This is a genomic window from Rhizobium sp. GR12 (assembly GCF_036596185.1).
GTDB classification, from domain to species: domain Bacteria; phylum Pseudomonadota; class Alphaproteobacteria; order Rhizobiales; family Rhizobiaceae; genus Agrobacterium; species Agrobacterium nepotum.
Genome location: NZ_JASXTH010000009.1, coordinates 66,520 through 81,859 on the forward strand (window position 1 = coordinate 66,520; position 15,340 = coordinate 81,859).

A 15,340-nucleotide genomic window follows, 5' to 3' on the forward strand; every position below is an offset into this window, starting at 1 on the left:
GCGGATGATGGCCATGGCCCAATGGGCAGGCCATGACAAAAACAACGGGATCAACCCTTGATGGCTTCGGCCTTCGCCTGCATGGTTTTCGCCACCTCCGCCGGGTCCAGATCCTGAATGATCATCCGTTGGCTTTCTTCCATCACCATCTTGCTGAATTCGTTGTAAAAAAGCTCAAGTCCCGTCGGAATGCGGTCGATGCCCGCCTCGGCCGCGGCCTTCATCGTCTCGATCAGCACGGGAAAATGCGGGATGGACTTTTCGACGCCCGAGACGTCTGCCTCCGGGCTTGGTGGCGTGTTGCCGCCAAGAGTGGCATAGCTGCGCTGGAATTCCGGCGTCATCGTCAGCTTTATGAAATCCCAGACCAATGCCTTCTGGTCGTCGGGAATATCGGCCGGCATGGCCAGCACGTTGGACGATCCGCCGAGCGGCGGGTGAAGCGGTGGCGCGGTATAGACGATATCGTTCTTGGCCGAACCCTTTTCGGTCGTGCCGTATAGCCAGGGTCCGTCGAGCCGCATGGCCATCTTGCCATCGGCAAAGAGCTTGCGCACGTCGCTGGCGCCCATGTCGACCGGGCTGATACCGCTCTTCATCACGGTTTTCCAGCGTGTCAGCCCTTCCACCATTTCCGGCGTATCGATGGTGATATTTCCGTCCTTGTCGGTCCAGTAGGCGCCCGCATCGAGGATGTAGTTCAGCATTTCTGTCAGATATTGCCCCGGACCGCCCTTGGTTTCATGGCCGGTGCCGAACTGGTCTATGATGCCGTCGCCATTCAGATCCCTGGTCGTGGCTTTTGCAGCCGCCAGAAACTCGCCATAGGTCTTCGGAACCGCAACGCCCGCCTCTTCGAGAAGCTTCTTGTTGTAGGCCATCACGAAACCGAAATAGTTGGTCATTATGCAGACGGTCTCGCCGTTCCATTCGCATTTCTGCTGGCCTGCCCAGCCCGTCATGTCGATACCGTCCTTCTTGAGCCACGGGTCGAGCGGTTCCAGCCAGCCGCTGTCGGCGAACATCTGGAATTCGAAAGATGCGAGATGCACGATTTGCGGCGGCTGGTTGGCAGCAAAAAGCGTGGTCATCGTATCCGCGTAGGAACTGCGCTCCGCCTTGGTGAATTCGATCTTCACGCCCGGATGCTGTTTCTCAAAGGCGACAATGGCGGAATGCCACCATTCACCCGTCCCGGCATCGTCTGTCTGCCAGGAAATGAACTTCAGCACGGTATCGGCCATAGCCGGGGCAACAGCACCCATCGTCATCAAAACAGCGGTCGCCGTACCCAGCGCCAGCGGCTTCATTCTTTTGGTCATGGTTTCCTCCTCCAAAAAACCAAATCAGATACGTTCAATCCAACTGAGCGCCGCCTCCGACGGTCGTACCCCAAGTCCGGGGCCGGACGGCAGGTGATATCTGCCCTCGCGGCAATCCATGTCGCCTTCCAGCAGGTGGCGGTTCGGTTCGAAGATCGAGTGCTGGAATTCGTGTCCCTTCAGCGTCGGCAATGTCGATGACGCCTGCAGGCTGGCAGCAAGAAATATGCCGGCGCCGACGGTAGCGTGCGGGATCACGTCAATGCCCTGCTCGGCGGCGAGAGCACCGATGCGGATGAAATTGGTGATGCCTTTATGACCCATTTCCGGCTGCACAATTGCGATACGGCAGCGTTCGATGCGGGCGCGCATGTCCCAATGGGTGCGCCATTCCTCGCCAACCGCGATGGGGACATCGGTTCCCTTCGATACCTTTTCCAGCCCGGCAATATCTTCCGTCCAGACCGGCGCTTCGACGAACCATGGATCAAAGGGTTGCATTTCGGCAATGAGTTCCAGCGCCCGTTCCGGCGTCTGGTTCCAGTGCATGTCTGCGGCGATCTTCGTCTGCGGGCCTAGCACCTGCCGGAGATTGGCCATTTCCGCTGCGGGGCCATCGTCAGCCACCGGCGTTGCGAATTTGAAGGCATCAAAACCGCGATCCTGCCAGTATTTTGCCAACTCCCCTCGTGCCTTCAGTGTCTTCTCCGGCAAACCGGAAACATAGGCCGGGAAACTCTCCACACCGCCACCTAGCAGGTCTCGAATGGATTTACCGGCTTCCTGCCCCGCAATATCCCAGAGCGCGATATCGAGCGCGGCGAGCGCGTCCACGTAAAAGCCGCCGGTATACCCACGCACCCGCATCATGTCGTAAAGATCGTCATAGATCGCCGAAGGGGCGGACGCGTCGCGGCCGATTACGAAACCGGCGAGAAGATCATTGATGAGCGCCGCGACAGCGCCGGGCGCGACGATGCCATAGGTCTCGCCCCAACCAATGGTGCCGGCCTCAGTCGTCATGCGCACCAGCACGCTGCGGTCGAAGGTGGGATAGACCGTACGATTGCCCTTGCGCACGATATAGCCGTTTGGATTGACCACCTCGCCGTCCCTGAGGGCGCCAAGATAGGGAACCTTGCGCGACTGGGTCAGCGTGAAGACTTCAACGGTTGCGACGGGGCTGTTCATGCGGCCTCCGGGGCAACAAGGCCGAGTTCAACCAGATTGGCGTCGATATCTGCGATGGCCGCTGCATCGAGTTCGGGGGTCGGCGCACGCACGCCGATGCCGTCGATTACCCCACGGCGAGCCAGCACATATTTGGTCAGCCGCATGCGATAGACCGCCTGCAGAACAAGGAGTGGCAGGGTGCTGACATAAATCCTGCGAGCTTCCTCCAGACGCCCGGCAACAAGCGCGCGGTCGATGGCTACATGTTCCTCGGCGATCTCCAGCGCCGGCATGGCCGCGGTCGCGCCACGGGCATATTCATCAAGAATGTAACGGGCACCACCACCACCGATGACGCCCTTCAGCGTAGAAGGCGCATGGGCGATGATGTGGCTGATGGCCGGGCCGGCGGGAAGCGTCTCTTCCTTGACGTATGTGACCTGGGGCAGCGCCCGCACGATTTCCACGATAGCTTTGGGAGAAAGATCCGACCCCCGCGGCGCAGGTGCGTTCTGCAGGATGATTTCGACCTCCGGCAGCGATTCGAGAATCCTCCCGAGAAACTCGACCAGCGCCAGCGCATCGGTTCCGACAGATTTGGGCGGCTGCACCATCAGGTGGCGAATTCCCAGCGCCGACGCCGCCCGCCCATGCTTGATTACCTGACGCCAATCAGCCGCACTTGCGCCCGCCACAACTGGCACGCGACCGGCAACCGTATCAACGACGATTTTCAGCAGTGCTTCTCGCTCGGCGGCATCCAGGGTCTCCACCTCACTGGCGAAACCGGGAAATACGACGCCGTCTACGCCCTTATCGAGCGCAAAAGTCACCAGCCGTTCCATGCCAGCTTCGTCAATGCCGCCATCCGCCAGAAAAGGCGTGGGCAGAACGGGCAAAATCCCCTTCAGGCCAGCCACCATCTTACTCCTCCCAATTAAGTATCATATATTGATACCTTGAATTCATCAATTGACACTATATCGCATTGCGCCGTATGACAACCCCCTAATATGAGCGCAGCAGGAGGATTGCCGCATGAAAGGACAGCCGACGTCGATCGTGGTTGACTGGGGGACAACGTCGTTAAGGGCGATACTTGCCGACGGGCATGGACAAAATATAGCGGCTCTGGAAACCGCAGACGGGATCACGACCGTCCCCAAAGGACAGCACGAAACCATCCTCATGGCTGCGCTCGCGCCATGGTTCTCAGCGCACGGCAACCTGCCTGTTGCGGCATTGGGCATGATCACAAGTCGTAACGGATGGGTGGAAGTCGCTTACGTTCCCTGCCCCGCGGGGCCGGAGGAACTGGCCAGAGGTACAGTCAGAAGAAAGCTGCCGAACGGGTCGGACCTCGTGTTTTTACCGGGCCTTCAGGATTCTCTCAGGACACCGTTTCCGGACGTCATGCGAGGGGAAGAAACCCAGATTGTCGGTTATGGGCTCGATAGGAACATTACGGTCATCATCCCGGGAACCCACAGCAAATGGGCGCGCGTCAAAGCAGGAAAAATCGACAGCTTTCAGACGTTCGTCACGGGTGAAATCTTCAATCTGCTGATCAATCACTCTTTCATCGCCCGCGGCTCGACCCAGCCTCCCGTAGATGATCACGATGCTTATCTTTGGGGGCTTAACGAGGCAAAGCAGTCCGGCGCCATGTCGTCTCTGCTGTTTTCAGCGCGAACAGGCACCCTTGCCGGCAAGCTGTCAGCCGATCAATTGCGATCATTCGTCCGCGGACTGGTGATTGGCCAGGAGTTCCGTCAGGCGCGAGATGCGGGCTGGTTTGTGGAAAAGGGTGAAGCGACAATTGTCGGCAATGACGGTCTCAATGACCTTTACAAGCAGGCGGCAGACATCTTTGATCTGAAGACATCCACGGGTAACGAGGATGATTTGACCAAAGGTGCGCTGGCGGTCCTGCATCAGGCGCTTGGTGACGCGACCGCTCGCCGTTTCCCGTGACGACGGGCAGCGTACAAAAGCGGCGTAGCTAGTTCGGAACTGGGATCGCAAACCTCGATTACCGTCTCGAATGCGGATTTCTGAACTTCAAGATCAACGATCTCGCGCCGCAGCTCTTCCATCTTCCCGTCCATCTCAACCAGCTTCGCCTTCAATTCCTCTACGATTTCCACCATACGCAACACTCCCGAGGCAACCCAGTAACCGTTCCCGGCAGCGGCGTCGGCGGCGGCGTGCCCAAGCGTCTTGAAGATGGAGCCTTGCCGAACATGTGGGACAGGAAATCTCCGGACTGGTTCAGGCCCCCCTATACCCTGTTCGGTTATTCCATGGGCGCTCCGGTACCTCTCCATCGGGGGCCTGCCGCTCCCGGAAACGCTCCACATTCTGCGCTTGAACGCGCCCGACATATCCGGCCGCGAACAGTTGCTCCGTATTGGCCTCGCCACCCATCGTCGCGGGTAGCGCCAGAGGAAGGTCGAGAAGACCGTCCTCGCTGCTGACAGTACCGCTGCGACCACCGATGGCGGTCACTTTGGTGCTGTAGAGATTGCTCATCGTCTAGGGGCCGTCACAGCATTTCTGACATGCCGAACGAGGTGAGCATGTCGTCCTGGATCCCGCTTAGGCCTCGTTCAGTCGATGGACACCGAAGTCCACCTTCAGGCATGACGACTGTGCACAATGGGAGCCATATCCGTGTCGACCATTGGCAACTTGCCTCCCGCCTAGATGATGTCGGAAAGCCTGACGGTCTGCCCGGTTTTCAGGGACCGTGTCGCGGCTTCGGCGAGCGCCAGGGCATTGACGCCGTCATCAAGCGAAACCGGCAATGCCGATCCGGACGTGATGGCTTCGACAAAAGCGTTCCACTCGATCGAGTAGGCACGCATGTAGCGTTCAAGAAAAAAGTATTCCGGCTTGGCACCTGTCACGCCGTCTTTCGTGGACCTGGTGACAGTGTTCTCCAGGATATTGCCGGCGGAAAGCAGACCTTCGGAGCCCAGCAGTTCGAGGCGTTGATCGTAACCATAGACGGCGCGCCGGCTGTTCTTGATGACGGCGATGCGGCCGTCTGAGAATTTCAGCGTGACGGCAGCGGTGTCGATATCGCCGGCTGCGCCGATGTCCGGATCGACGATCGAGCTGCCGATTGCCGTCACCGTCTCAGGTGCGCCGCCGAAGATCCAGCATACCATGTCGAAGTCGTGAATCATCATGTCCCGGAAGAGACCGCCGGAAACCTTGATGTAGGAGACCGGAGGCGGCGCCGGATCGAAGGAGGTAATCGACAGCAGTTCCGTCTTCCCGATGTCGCCGCGGTCCGCGGCGGCCTTGAGAGCCGCGAAGTTTGGGTCGAAGCGGCGGTTGAAGCCGATCATGACGGGTTTGCCACTGGCGGCCGCCACGACCTGGCATGCGCGTGCACGCTCGAGGCTCAGATCGACCGGCTTCTCGCACAGCACGGCCTTGCCGGCCCTCGTTGCCGCCTCGATCAGATCCGAGTGCGTGTCCGTCGATGTCGCAATGAGGACTGCGTCGATGGTGGCATCGTTGATGATGTCGGAACTGGAACGCGCCTCGGTGTCATATTGCGCCGCCAGTTTTGCAGCAGCGTCCTTATTGACATCCGAGACCGCGATCAGCGCACTACCGGGGTTCGACGTGATCGCTTTTGCATGGACGGTTCCAATCCGCCCCGCACCGAGAAGACCGACTTTCAGCATGTTCATTCCTTTTGATATTTTAACGCGCGTACCTGACGGCCGCGCAGAGAGGGATCGTTAGAGTGTGAATGCCTGGCGGAAGCGGCTCAAAGCCAGTTCGTCTTCTTCGGACGGCCAGGCTTCTAAACCGATGACGCCGGTGTAGCCCATGTCATTGAGCGCGCGAGCAATGGCCTGATAGTTGATCTCTCCGGTACCTGGCTCCTTGCGGCCGGGCACGTCCGCCACCTGGATCTCGCCGATAAACGGGAGCGCCTGACGGCAGAGTTCGATGAGGTTCCCCTCTCCGATTTGCGCGTGATAGAGATCGAGATTGAGCTTTAGCGACGGACGGTTGATCGCCGACACCAGAGCGATCGTATCGGCGGCCTTGGCGAAGGGAGTGTTCGGATGATCGACCGCTTCGTTGAGGTTTTCGAGAACGAAGGTCACGCCTTCTTCCTCGCCAAGATCCGCGATACGGTAAAGGGTTTCTCGGGCCTTTAGCCACATTGCGCCGGTGACACCTTCCGACTTGACCACAGGCAGCCCCTGGCCGTCGAGACCCGTCCCGTGCAGATTGAGCCGGGGGCAACCAAGTTCCTTCGCGACGGGGATGGACAGGCGTGCCGTCCGGATGAGCTCATCGGCACCCTCATCGTCTGCAAGCGTGCCGGTGATGTATCCCGTCATCGACGAGAACGTTGCGCCGGACTTGGCGAGAGCGGGAATGTCATGCCTGGTCCAGTCCCAGATCTCGGCGACGAAGCCAAGTTCCGTAATCCGCTTCAGCCGCTCCGTGACCGGCAAAGAGCGAAACACCATTTCCGCGCAGACTGCCAGTTCGAAGGGCTTCGAATGTGCGTGTTCTTCCGTCATCATTACAATCCTGTTTCGTGGTTCAGATGGTGCCGCCGAGCTCGTCGGAGAGCGCCTGCAACTCCTTGCCGCCGGCCATCATGTTTTGAAGCTCGTCGATGGAAATCTCGCTCTTGGCATAGGTGCCCAGCGTTTTGCCGCGATTGAGGATGGTAAAGCGATTACCGACGGCAAAAGCGTGGCGCACATTGTGCGTGATGAAGATAACCCCGAGTCCCTTCTGCCGTACGTGGTTGATGTATTTGAGAACCATGGACGTCTGCGCCACACCCAGCGCCGATGTCGGCTCGTCGAGGATCAGCACCTTCGCCCCGAAATAGACAGCGCGCGCGATCGCCACGCATTGCCGTTCGCCGCCGGACAGGGTGCCGACCGCCTGGTTAGGATCCCGCACATCGATCCCTATCTTGTGCATCTCCTCCCGGGTCACGGCATCACAATGCTTGAAGTCGATGTAACGGAAGGGGAAAATACCCTTGCGCGGCTCGCGCCCCATGAAGAAGTTGCGCGTCACGGACATGAGCGGGATCATCGCCAGATCCTGGTAGACGGTGGCGATGCCTGCATCGAGCGCGTCGCGCGGGCTGGAAAACGCGACCGGCTTTCCATCGACGAGCAGTTCGCCACCGGAAGGCTTGACCACGCCGGACAATGTTTTGATCAGTGTCGACTTGCCAGCACCATTATCACCGAGAAGGCAGAGAACTTCGCCCTGAAGCACCTTCATCGAGATTCCCGATAGCGCGATCACCGAGCCATAGTGCTTCACGATGTCCTTGGCCTCAATAATCGGGGGTGTGGAATGGGATTTCATGTCGGCCATTCTCAGCGCTCCCCTGTTACCTTGCGGCGAATGAAGTTGTTGAAGAGGACGGCTAGCAGCAGCATGGTGCCGAGAAACACCTGAAACCAGTCGGAATCGAACTTGGTGTAGGTCAGGCCAATTGAGACGAGGCCGAAGATAATCGCGCCGAAAAATGCGCCGATGGCCGAGCCGTAACCACCCGTCAGGAGGCTGCCGCCGATGACAGCTGCGATGATGGCTTCGAATTCCTTCTGGAAGCCACGTCGTGCATCCGTCGATCCGGCATCAAGCACCGTTATGATGGCGACGAGGGCAGCGGCGCATGCTGTCAAGGCAAATAACCCGGTCTTGACGCGGTCGACCGGCACACCCGAGTTTCGGGCGGCATTGGCATCGCCGCCGACAGCGAAAATCCAGTTTCCGACACGGGTGCGCAGGAGAACCCACGTCGCGATACCGGCAAGACCGACGAACCAGACCACGGAGACCGGCACGCCTGCGACCTTCGGTACGCCGTTGTCGAATTTCTCAATCAGGTCATTTTCCGCAAGCCAGGCAAAAAAGCCCCGGAAGGCGAGGCCTGAAAACAGGCTGGCAATGGAGCTGTCTCCAACGGCTTCGTTTATGCCGCGAAGCTGCGTCGATCCGCCGGTCGCCCATTTGAGACCGACAAGTGTCAATCCGCGCAGGATGAACAGGAAAGCCAGGGTGACGATGAATGAGGGAAGCCGTGTGCGGATGACGATCTGACCGTTCACCGCGCCAAGCAGCGCTGCGAAAAGCAGGGTAAGCAGGATCGCGATCCAGAGTGGCTGGCCAAAATTGACCAAAAGCCCACCGAAAATCAGACCAGCGAAGGCGACCATCGAGCCGATGGAGAGATCGAACTCTCCGCCAATCATCAGCATCGACGCTGCAATGGCAAGGATGCCCAGCTGGGACGCTGGCGCCAGGATCGTCATCACGCCCGATAAGGAGAACATCGACCGGTCAGCGGTGAAGAAGAAAAAGATGACCACCATCAACAGGCCCGCAACAGCGCCCAGTTCAGGGCGTCGCATCAGGCTTGTCAGCAAGCTGGTCTTCTTGATGCGTTCGTCGGATCTCATCGGTGTGACTGGCATTTTGTTAGTTTCAGTCATGGTTCCTCCCGTGGGCGTCGTACCGCCACAGCCATGCAGGACAATGCGAAAGGGTGGCCGGCAGCTCCTCCGGTTGGCGGGGCTGTCGGCATGCCAACGCGACTGGGGTGGATCAGCGGATGCCCTTCGCCGACAGCTCGACGACCTGAGCCGCCTTGTCCTTGGTGATCAGGTTCGGACCCGATGGAACGTTGCCGCCAGGGATGAGGCTGTATTTGGTGTTGTTGGCCAGAAAAACGGTCGGCAAGTAGCCCTGCAGGAACTGCTGCTGGTCAATCGCGAAGGCAGCCTGGCCGGAAGCCACCGCTTTCAGGAAGTCGGCAGAAAGATCGAAGGTCGCCACATTAATTTTGCCGGTCTTGCCCGCGTCCTTGACGGCGGCAAGTGCAGGTTCGCCAGCCGTACTTGCACCCAGCGCCATGATGGTATCGATGGCATCGTTGGCACTCAGTGAAGCTTTGACCTTGGCGCGAACTTCGGCCGGATCGTTAGACACAGGAAGCACGGTAACAGTGCCGCCGAAGCCATCCGAGAAGCCCTTGCAACGCAGGTCGAGCGAGACGTTGCCCACTTCCTGGTTTATGCAGATGCCGGTTTTGCCGCCCATCTGGTTCAGCTTTTCTCCGGCGGCCTTACCTGCGCCGTACTCGTCCTGGCCGACATGCAGCAAAGCGCCAAGCTTTTTGGAAACATCGGACCCGGAGTTGATGGAAATCACCGGAATTCCTGCAGCGACGGCCTTTTCGATCGATGGGCCGAGCGCCGATGCGTCGGGGATCGAGACGATCAGTCCGTCCGGCTTCTGGTTGACTGCAGCGTCGATCAGCTGGCTCATGGCCACCATGTCGAACGTTTCCGGTGCGCGGTAATCGACCTGAACGTCGGCATCCTTGGCACCGGCTGTCACACCATTCTTGACGACAGACCAGAAAGGGTCATTCGCTTGGCCATGCGTCACGGCGATGATCTTGATATCCCTCGCGGACGCCATGCTCCCGGCACCCGCAACAGCTCCGACGACCGAAACGCCAAGCGCAAGCTTCATGATAAGCGATTTCATGTTCGTTCCTCCCAACAGGCGCGGCTAAGCCGGCGCCCTTCCTCTGTTTCGACGTGGACCTCCCCCGTCGTCTCCCATTGCTAACGGAAGAATTTTTGCTACCGGTAGCAATAATGAAATTAATACCAATTGGCTTCATTATGTCAACTCGATAGTTCCATTTTTTTCTAAAACAGAATATCCATTCCACACGACGGTCCAAGGTGAGATAATGACTAAGCGAGCAACAGCTGAAGATGTGGCACGATCTGCGGGTGTATCGAAGTGGACAGTTATCCGCGCATTCACACCGGGAGCGTCGATCGCCGAGAAAAGTCGAGCGAAGGTTCTGAAGGCTGCGGAAGACCTCAACTATCGGCCGAACTTGCTGGCACGCAGCCTGGCGACAAACCTGACGCACCAAGTCGCGATCATGGTTGATGACTTTAAGAACCCACACAAACTGCCAGTTCTCGAGATTTTGACTTGGCAACTTCAATCAGAAGGCTTGCTGGCGGTCCTTATCAACATCAATGAACGTTTCGACCACGTGCAGGCGCTATTGGATGCGGGTCAGCGTCAAGTCGACGCTATCATCTTGTTCGGTACGGCGTTCCGCCCGGAGATGCTGGAGGATGACCGCTTGCAGGGCGGGGCGCCGCTTTACGTTTTGGCCCGTGATAGCCAAATACTGGATGTCCCTGCAATCACTTGCGACACGCCGCGGGCGATGCGAGAACTATGCGAGTATTTTCATTCTAAAGGATACCGGCGTCCTGCTTTTCTGTCCGGTCCCAAAACCCTTTCCACTGCGTTAGGCCGACGCCGCGCGTTCAACGCTTTCTGGGAAGCCCATGACTCTGAGCCTGCGCTTGATCTTTCGGCATCGTCCTACAGTTCAGAGGACGGATTTGGGGCAGCAAGGGTGTTTTTTCAAGTGACGCCACGCGAGCAATGGCCGGATCTTCTTATGTGTGAAAACGATGCTCTTGCCTTTGGCGCGATCGATTACGTTCGTAGCACCCTAAAACTCCGTATTCCGGCTGATATTGCGATTGCCGGTTTCGATAACACGCCTCTCTCCGCCTCCCCTGCCTATGACCTAACGACATACGAGCAGCCCGCTAACGAAATGGTGGCGGCAATTCTATCTATGATACTGGGCAGAGAGTCGCGAGAAAGCAAAGCTTTTAAAGGAAAACTTGTCGCTCGATCATCGGCGTAATAATTGGCAAACGTGGCGCGTCGGATGCTGCCGATCACAAGGAACACGTGAAACCGAGCTGTCTAAAATAAATAGGCCTGCAGTGTCCGCTGCCACGGCCAGCGGTGTCCGGCGTGCTACTCGGTCGCAGTCTGACGCATGTCGCGCCGCATGAAGGCCCAGTCGATAAGTTCTGCCATTGATGGACCCGAGTTACCGAACTGTTCTGCTTGCTGACTTGAATCGCACCGGGCTTGCCGGAGGGCATTGGGTTTAAGTTATACGGCCATGCTGGCTCGTTCAGCATTGCGTAATATCGCTCCTCGGCAAGCCCCAACCCATTGACCTTGATGGAACCTAATTGCTGGCCAATCGTTCTGTTCCAGCGAAAAGGGCCACGTCGCCATGTTTTCTCGAGGCCCAGGAAAACGAGGAGACGATCATGGTGAGCGGTCAACTGAAAGCACTGCTGGGTGTACTTGCCGTTGCTGGCTATCAGAACAGAGAGAAAATCGCGGAACTTCTGCGGGGATTGAACACGCAGCAGACTGCAGGAGCTAACCAGGGCGGAGAAGCGAGCTCGCCCCAGACAAGCGGTGACGACTTGCTCGGCAAACTTGGTGGCGGCAGGGACTCCGGCGGAATCGGATCCATTTTTGGCGGTCTGACCTCCGGAGGAATTTTAAGCGGCGGTCTGAGCGACCTTCTCAAGACCTTCCAACAGAACGGCTTCGGGCAGAAGGCCGAATCCTGGGTGAAGCCGGGTGAGAATGACGACATCAACGGCAACGAACTATCAGAGGCGATCGGGCCGGAGGTTCTCGACGAACTGGCCGCAAAGACGGGTCTGTCGCGTGAAGAGATACTGGCGCGTCTCAGCAAGGATTTACCACGAGCGGTCGATGAACTGACACCAGATGGGACCGTACCCTCTGAAGATCAGGCTCTTAAGAACTGACCAACTCCCCTGCTCGGACAAATGCCGCAAGCGCGCTGTTCAGAATGGCGTCCCTTGCGGCTGCAGCTCGCCTCGTTCGAGTCAGTACAGATTTATTTTTCCCACTCAGCCATCGTTGTTCCTGTCGACGGAACGCTTCTGGACATCTTTGCGAGTGGAAGCCCCTGGGCGCAATACTGACTTCGATCTTCAAAACACGACCGCCTTTGCAACCAATCTCGATACGTATGGACGTACCGACCTCTCAGCGGCCTTGTCCGCCGAACCGGAGCGCTCCGTAAATCTGCTGAGGTTTGATATCGTGTCGACGGGCTACGTCTGCAATCTTGACACCTTCTACAGCAGCCTCTTCCAATATCAACAGCTTCTCGTCGTCGGACCGATCACGCCGACGCTTGACGCGCGTCAAAATTTCCGCGCAATCCCGATTCATCTAAGATGACATATCTAGTAGTGAAATTAGTAACTTAACTTCAAACGTTCGTCTAAAATCTCAAAGGTAGACTTACCACACGCTCGTTTCCAATCGCGCAGCTAGTGCAGCCATTCGCAACAGTAAGCAAGGACGGGCTCGGCAAATCCTTTCAGTCTGTAACGATCGCCATGCACGAGGGCATCAGCGCCGCCATATTCCTTGAAGGTCTTGTCCGATATCAGGATTTGATCGCTCTGGGCCGCCGCACAAAGCCTTGCTGCCATTTGCACGGTTGTGCCGAAGAAATCATTGCTGTCTTCAATTGGTTCACCGCAATCCAGCCCAATGCGGATGTGAAGGGGCTCGCCTTTGTCGCTGTTGTAGCGATGGAACTCGCGTTGGATATCAATGGCGCAGTCCACGGCAAATGGTATTGAAGAGAACACCGCCATTATGCCATCACCGGTGTGCTTGACCTCCCGTCCCGACCGTCGCCCTAGACAACCACGAACGAGAGCGTCATGCGCTCTGACGAGTTCAGCCGCCATACGATCGCCAAGGCGGGACGTCATTTCGGTTGAACCAACGATATCCGTGAACAGGATCGCACGGTGACCGGCGTCCATATCTTTCGATGCAGCTGCAACTACCACTGGATCCTGTATTCGCCCAAGAAATGCTTCTACGGCCGACAGCGCGACTTCCACAACTTCACTTGCGACAAATCCGTGGGCTTCCCGATGCACGCACTGCGCGGTTGCGGCGTCCGGAGCATCGATAAGGCAAAACGCAGTGCCGCGTCTCTCATCAAACCAGTAGGTCAAAAACCTGACGCCGTATCGATCCTGGATGTTGAGATCTCTAACGTGTGCCGCGGCAATATCCGCAGCTGAAACTCCGGCAAGCTCGTGCCGGTCCATGAAGATAGGCATTCGTTTCCTCCCAAGAGTATATCGTTGCCTCATCTGCCAACCAGTTTACGACTTCCCCGAGCTAACGTCTATCGCCCGTGTGGGTGACCCCCAACAGGAACCGAGAAGCCGCAGGACGACGATGAGCGTTGCAAAAATACTACAGCCATTTCGGGAGATATGCATTTTAATGATCGCTCATATAAGCCTCATGTAAGGGAGTTCAAACACAATGAAGAAGATCGTTACGACAATCGCTTTTGTGCTTGCAGCATCCGGCGCAATGGCTGCCGATGCCGTGTCAGAAGTTCCTGCCGCGCCTGCAGCGGAAGCTGCGCCGCTGTTCAGCTGGACAGGCTTCACGGTTGGTGTTCAGGGCGGATACGGATGGAACAATAATGATGTATCCGTTGTCGGCATTCCTGGCGAAACCTCTGCAGATTTCAATGGTGGCCTTCTTGGCGGCTTCGTCGGCTACAACTACGACCTTGGCAACAACTGGGTCGTCGGTATCGAAGCCGACTTCGACAAAAACTGGGGCGATGACTCCGCCACCATTCTCGGCACAGACTTCGACTATGGATTCGACTGGCAGGGTTCGGTCCGCGGGCGTGTCGGCTACGCCTTTGATCGCGCCCTTCTCTACGGCACAGCCGGATGGGCCTACGCCCGTGGCTATGCAGAGGTACCTGGAATCGTGGATGAGAAGGAAACCTTCAACGGCTACACTGTGGGCGTTGGGCTTGATTACGCATTCACGGATATGATGTTCGGCCGGATCGAATACCGATACACCGACTTTGGTGACAAGGACTTCAATTTCGGCGGCGCGGCGATCAACGCAGATGTCGATCAGCACGCAATCCGCGTCGGTCTTGGCATAAAATTCTAAGTCGTCTCTGGTACAAAACGGGTAAACCCGGCCATCAGGCCGGGTTTTCTTTTATCTGATCCCGCAGCACGGTCTGCGCTTTTGAATGAATTGCCTGGATCTGAACGACACAAGCGTCACTTTTCCGGTGACGGCCTCCAGTGTGCCTATGCGCCACATACCTGCAGAAGCCTTCCCGCAGCGTTTTCGGAATAAAAGCGGTCAAATCCGGTCTAGACTTCAACGCAACCAGGATAATCTTCCCAATCGCCTGAACCCGTCAGCACCATGGCTGCCTCTTTCCAGTCCATGTCCGGGCCAGACCTTCGGATACAAGAATGTCGCCAAGCGACCGGCCGTCCCGCATAAGGATTCTGAGCTTGCGCCCGTACTTGTCTTCATCGCGCCCAGGCCAGGAGACCGTCTCGAAGGGACCGGCATTGACCAGTTCCAACAGCCTTATCATTGCACGATCCCCAAGCACCTTTTCAGAGGCACAACTGGGCTGGCCAATTTCCGGCGCATCAATATCAGCAATACGGAGCTTAATGCCGTTAGTCCATAAGGTGTCGCCATCAACGATGCAGTTGACACGAACACTCCCCCTGCATTGCCGGAAGGTCACGGTCTGCGAACGCGCTGACAGAGAGGCTTCTTCTGCCGCCCGATATGATGGAATATCGCTCCCTTTCGGCCGTGAACCTTGCTCACCAGCCCCGCTGTCGCTCATGAAATAAGTTGCACTGGCCCCGACGAGGAAGCTGGCCACCATGCCGAGGACAACACGCCTGGCAAATGACCAACCTGAAACGGGTCGCGCCATGTGGCGCGATCTGAATTGCACAACCTTGGCCATAACATCCTTCGCTCCCGATAATAGACAGAATAGCCGCGGACAGTATCGGTCCGGATAACGCGATTGATGCAATTTTAGGAATGGA

The 15,340-nt window shown here is 57.6% G+C and carries 17 protein-coding genes; 5 read left to right on the forward strand and 12 right to left on the reverse strand.

All coding sequences use genetic code 11. The annotated features are described in order from the left end of the window. Positions 1-50 precede the first annotated feature (50 nt). The 3 genes from QSK43_RS16655 to QSK43_RS16665 are packed head-to-tail and all read right to left on the reverse strand — an operon-like array spanning position 51 to position 3,418. Positions 51-1,322 (reverse strand): ABC transporter substrate-binding protein, encoded by a 1,272-nt coding sequence (locus QSK43_RS16655; protein ID WP_332304373.1) that lies wholly within the window; start codon positions 1,320-1,322, stop codon positions 51-53. Between the two features lie 24 nt (positions 1,323-1,346). Beyond that, a complete protein-coding gene (locus tag QSK43_RS16660; RefSeq protein WP_332304374.1) occupies positions 1,347-2,513 on the reverse strand; it encodes a mandelate racemase/muconate lactonizing enzyme family protein in 1,167 nt (388 codons plus the stop codon). Next, positions 2,510-3,418 carry a dihydrodipicolinate synthase family protein gene (locus QSK43_RS16665; RefSeq protein WP_332304375.1) on the reverse strand — a complete coding sequence of 303 codons (909 nt, stop codon included), beginning with the start codon at positions 3,416-3,418 and terminating at the stop codon, positions 2,510-2,512. Before QSK43_RS16665 ends, QSK43_RS16660 begins: the two co-directional genes overlap by 4 nt. Positions 3,419-3,533: 115 nt before the next feature. Between QSK43_RS16665 and QSK43_RS16670 the strand changes: the two genes are divergently transcribed. After that, entirely contained in the window at positions 3,534-4,469 is a 936-nt protein-coding gene (locus QSK43_RS16670) for a 2-dehydro-3-deoxygalactonokinase (RefSeq protein WP_332304376.1), read from the forward strand. Here QSK43_RS16670 and QSK43_RS16675 read toward each other — a convergent pair. From QSK43_RS16675 to QSK43_RS16705, 7 genes are all read right to left on the reverse strand, one after another. Then, positions 4,430-4,645 (reverse strand): hypothetical protein, encoded by a 216-nt coding sequence (locus tag QSK43_RS16675; protein WP_332304377.1) that lies wholly within the window; start codon positions 4,643-4,645, stop codon positions 4,430-4,432. The genes QSK43_RS16670 and QSK43_RS16675 overlap by 40 nt on opposite strands. Positions 4,646-4,766: 121 nt before the next feature. Further along, a complete protein-coding gene (locus QSK43_RS16680) occupies positions 4,767-5,027 on the reverse strand; it encodes a hypothetical protein (protein WP_332304378.1) in 261 nt (86 codons plus the stop codon). 170 nt (positions 5,028-5,197) lie between these two features. Next, positions 5,198-6,196, reverse strand: coding sequence for an inositol 2-dehydrogenase (gene iolG, locus QSK43_RS16685; RefSeq protein ID WP_332304379.1), 999 nt, complete (start codon positions 6,194-6,196; stop codon positions 5,198-5,200). 57 nt (positions 6,197-6,253) lie between these two features. Beyond that, positions 6,254-7,054 (reverse strand): TIM barrel protein, encoded by an 801-nt coding sequence (locus QSK43_RS16690; protein WP_332304380.1) that lies wholly within the window; start codon positions 7,052-7,054, stop codon positions 6,254-6,256. A 22-nt stretch (positions 7,055-7,076) separates the two neighbouring features. Further along, the gene (locus QSK43_RS16695; protein WP_332304381.1) at positions 7,077-7,877 is read right to left on the reverse strand and encodes an ATP-binding cassette domain-containing protein; all 801 of its coding nucleotides are present in this window, start codon (positions 7,875-7,877) and stop codon (positions 7,077-7,079) included. A gap of 2 nt (positions 7,878-7,879) precedes the next feature. Continuing rightward, positions 7,880-9,001 (reverse strand): ABC transporter permease, encoded by a 1,122-nt coding sequence (locus tag QSK43_RS16700; protein ID WP_332304382.1) that lies wholly within the window; start codon positions 8,999-9,001, stop codon positions 7,880-7,882. 112 nt (positions 9,002-9,113) lie between these two features. Then, positions 9,114-10,046: a sugar ABC transporter substrate-binding protein gene (locus QSK43_RS16705; RefSeq protein ID WP_442967850.1), complete on the reverse strand. Its 933-nt coding sequence runs from the start codon at positions 10,044-10,046 to the stop codon at positions 9,114-9,116. Between the two features lie 226 nt (positions 10,047-10,272). On the opposite strand from QSK43_RS16705, the gene QSK43_RS16710 reads away from it, so the two are divergent. From QSK43_RS16710 to QSK43_RS16720, 3 genes are all read left to right on the forward strand, one after another. Next, on the forward strand, positions 10,273-11,265 hold the full coding sequence (locus tag QSK43_RS16710) for a LacI family DNA-binding transcriptional regulator (RefSeq protein WP_332304384.1): 993 nt from the start codon (positions 10,273-10,275) through the stop codon (positions 11,263-11,265). 421 nt (positions 11,266-11,686) lie between these two features. Next, a complete protein-coding gene (locus QSK43_RS16715) occupies positions 11,687-12,202 on the forward strand; it encodes a YidB family protein (protein WP_332304562.1) in 516 nt (171 codons plus the stop codon). Between the two features lie 115 nt (positions 12,203-12,317). After that, entirely contained in the window at positions 12,318-12,644 is a 327-nt protein-coding gene (locus tag QSK43_RS16720; protein ID WP_332304385.1) for a hypothetical protein, read from the forward strand. A gap of 92 nt (positions 12,645-12,736) precedes the next feature. Here the strand turns inward: QSK43_RS16720 and QSK43_RS16725 are convergent, their stop codons facing one another. After that, on the reverse strand, positions 12,737-13,549 hold the full coding sequence (locus QSK43_RS16725) for a nickel-binding protein (RefSeq protein ID WP_332304386.1): 813 nt from the start codon (positions 13,547-13,549) through the stop codon (positions 12,737-12,739). 211 nt (positions 13,550-13,760) lie between these two features. On the opposite strand from QSK43_RS16725, the gene QSK43_RS16730 reads away from it, so the two are divergent. Further along, positions 13,761-14,420, forward strand: a complete 660-nt coding sequence (locus QSK43_RS16730; protein ID WP_332304387.1) for an outer membrane protein — start codon at positions 13,761-13,763, stop codon at positions 14,418-14,420. Between the two features lie 259 nt (positions 14,421-14,679). Here QSK43_RS16730 and QSK43_RS16735 read toward each other — a convergent pair whose 3' ends face one another. Continuing rightward, the gene (locus QSK43_RS16735) at positions 14,680-15,255 is read right to left on the reverse strand and encodes a thermonuclease family protein (RefSeq protein ID WP_332304388.1); all 576 of its coding nucleotides are present in this window, start codon (positions 15,253-15,255) and stop codon (positions 14,680-14,682) included. Between the last annotated feature and the right edge of the window lie 85 nt (positions 15,256-15,340).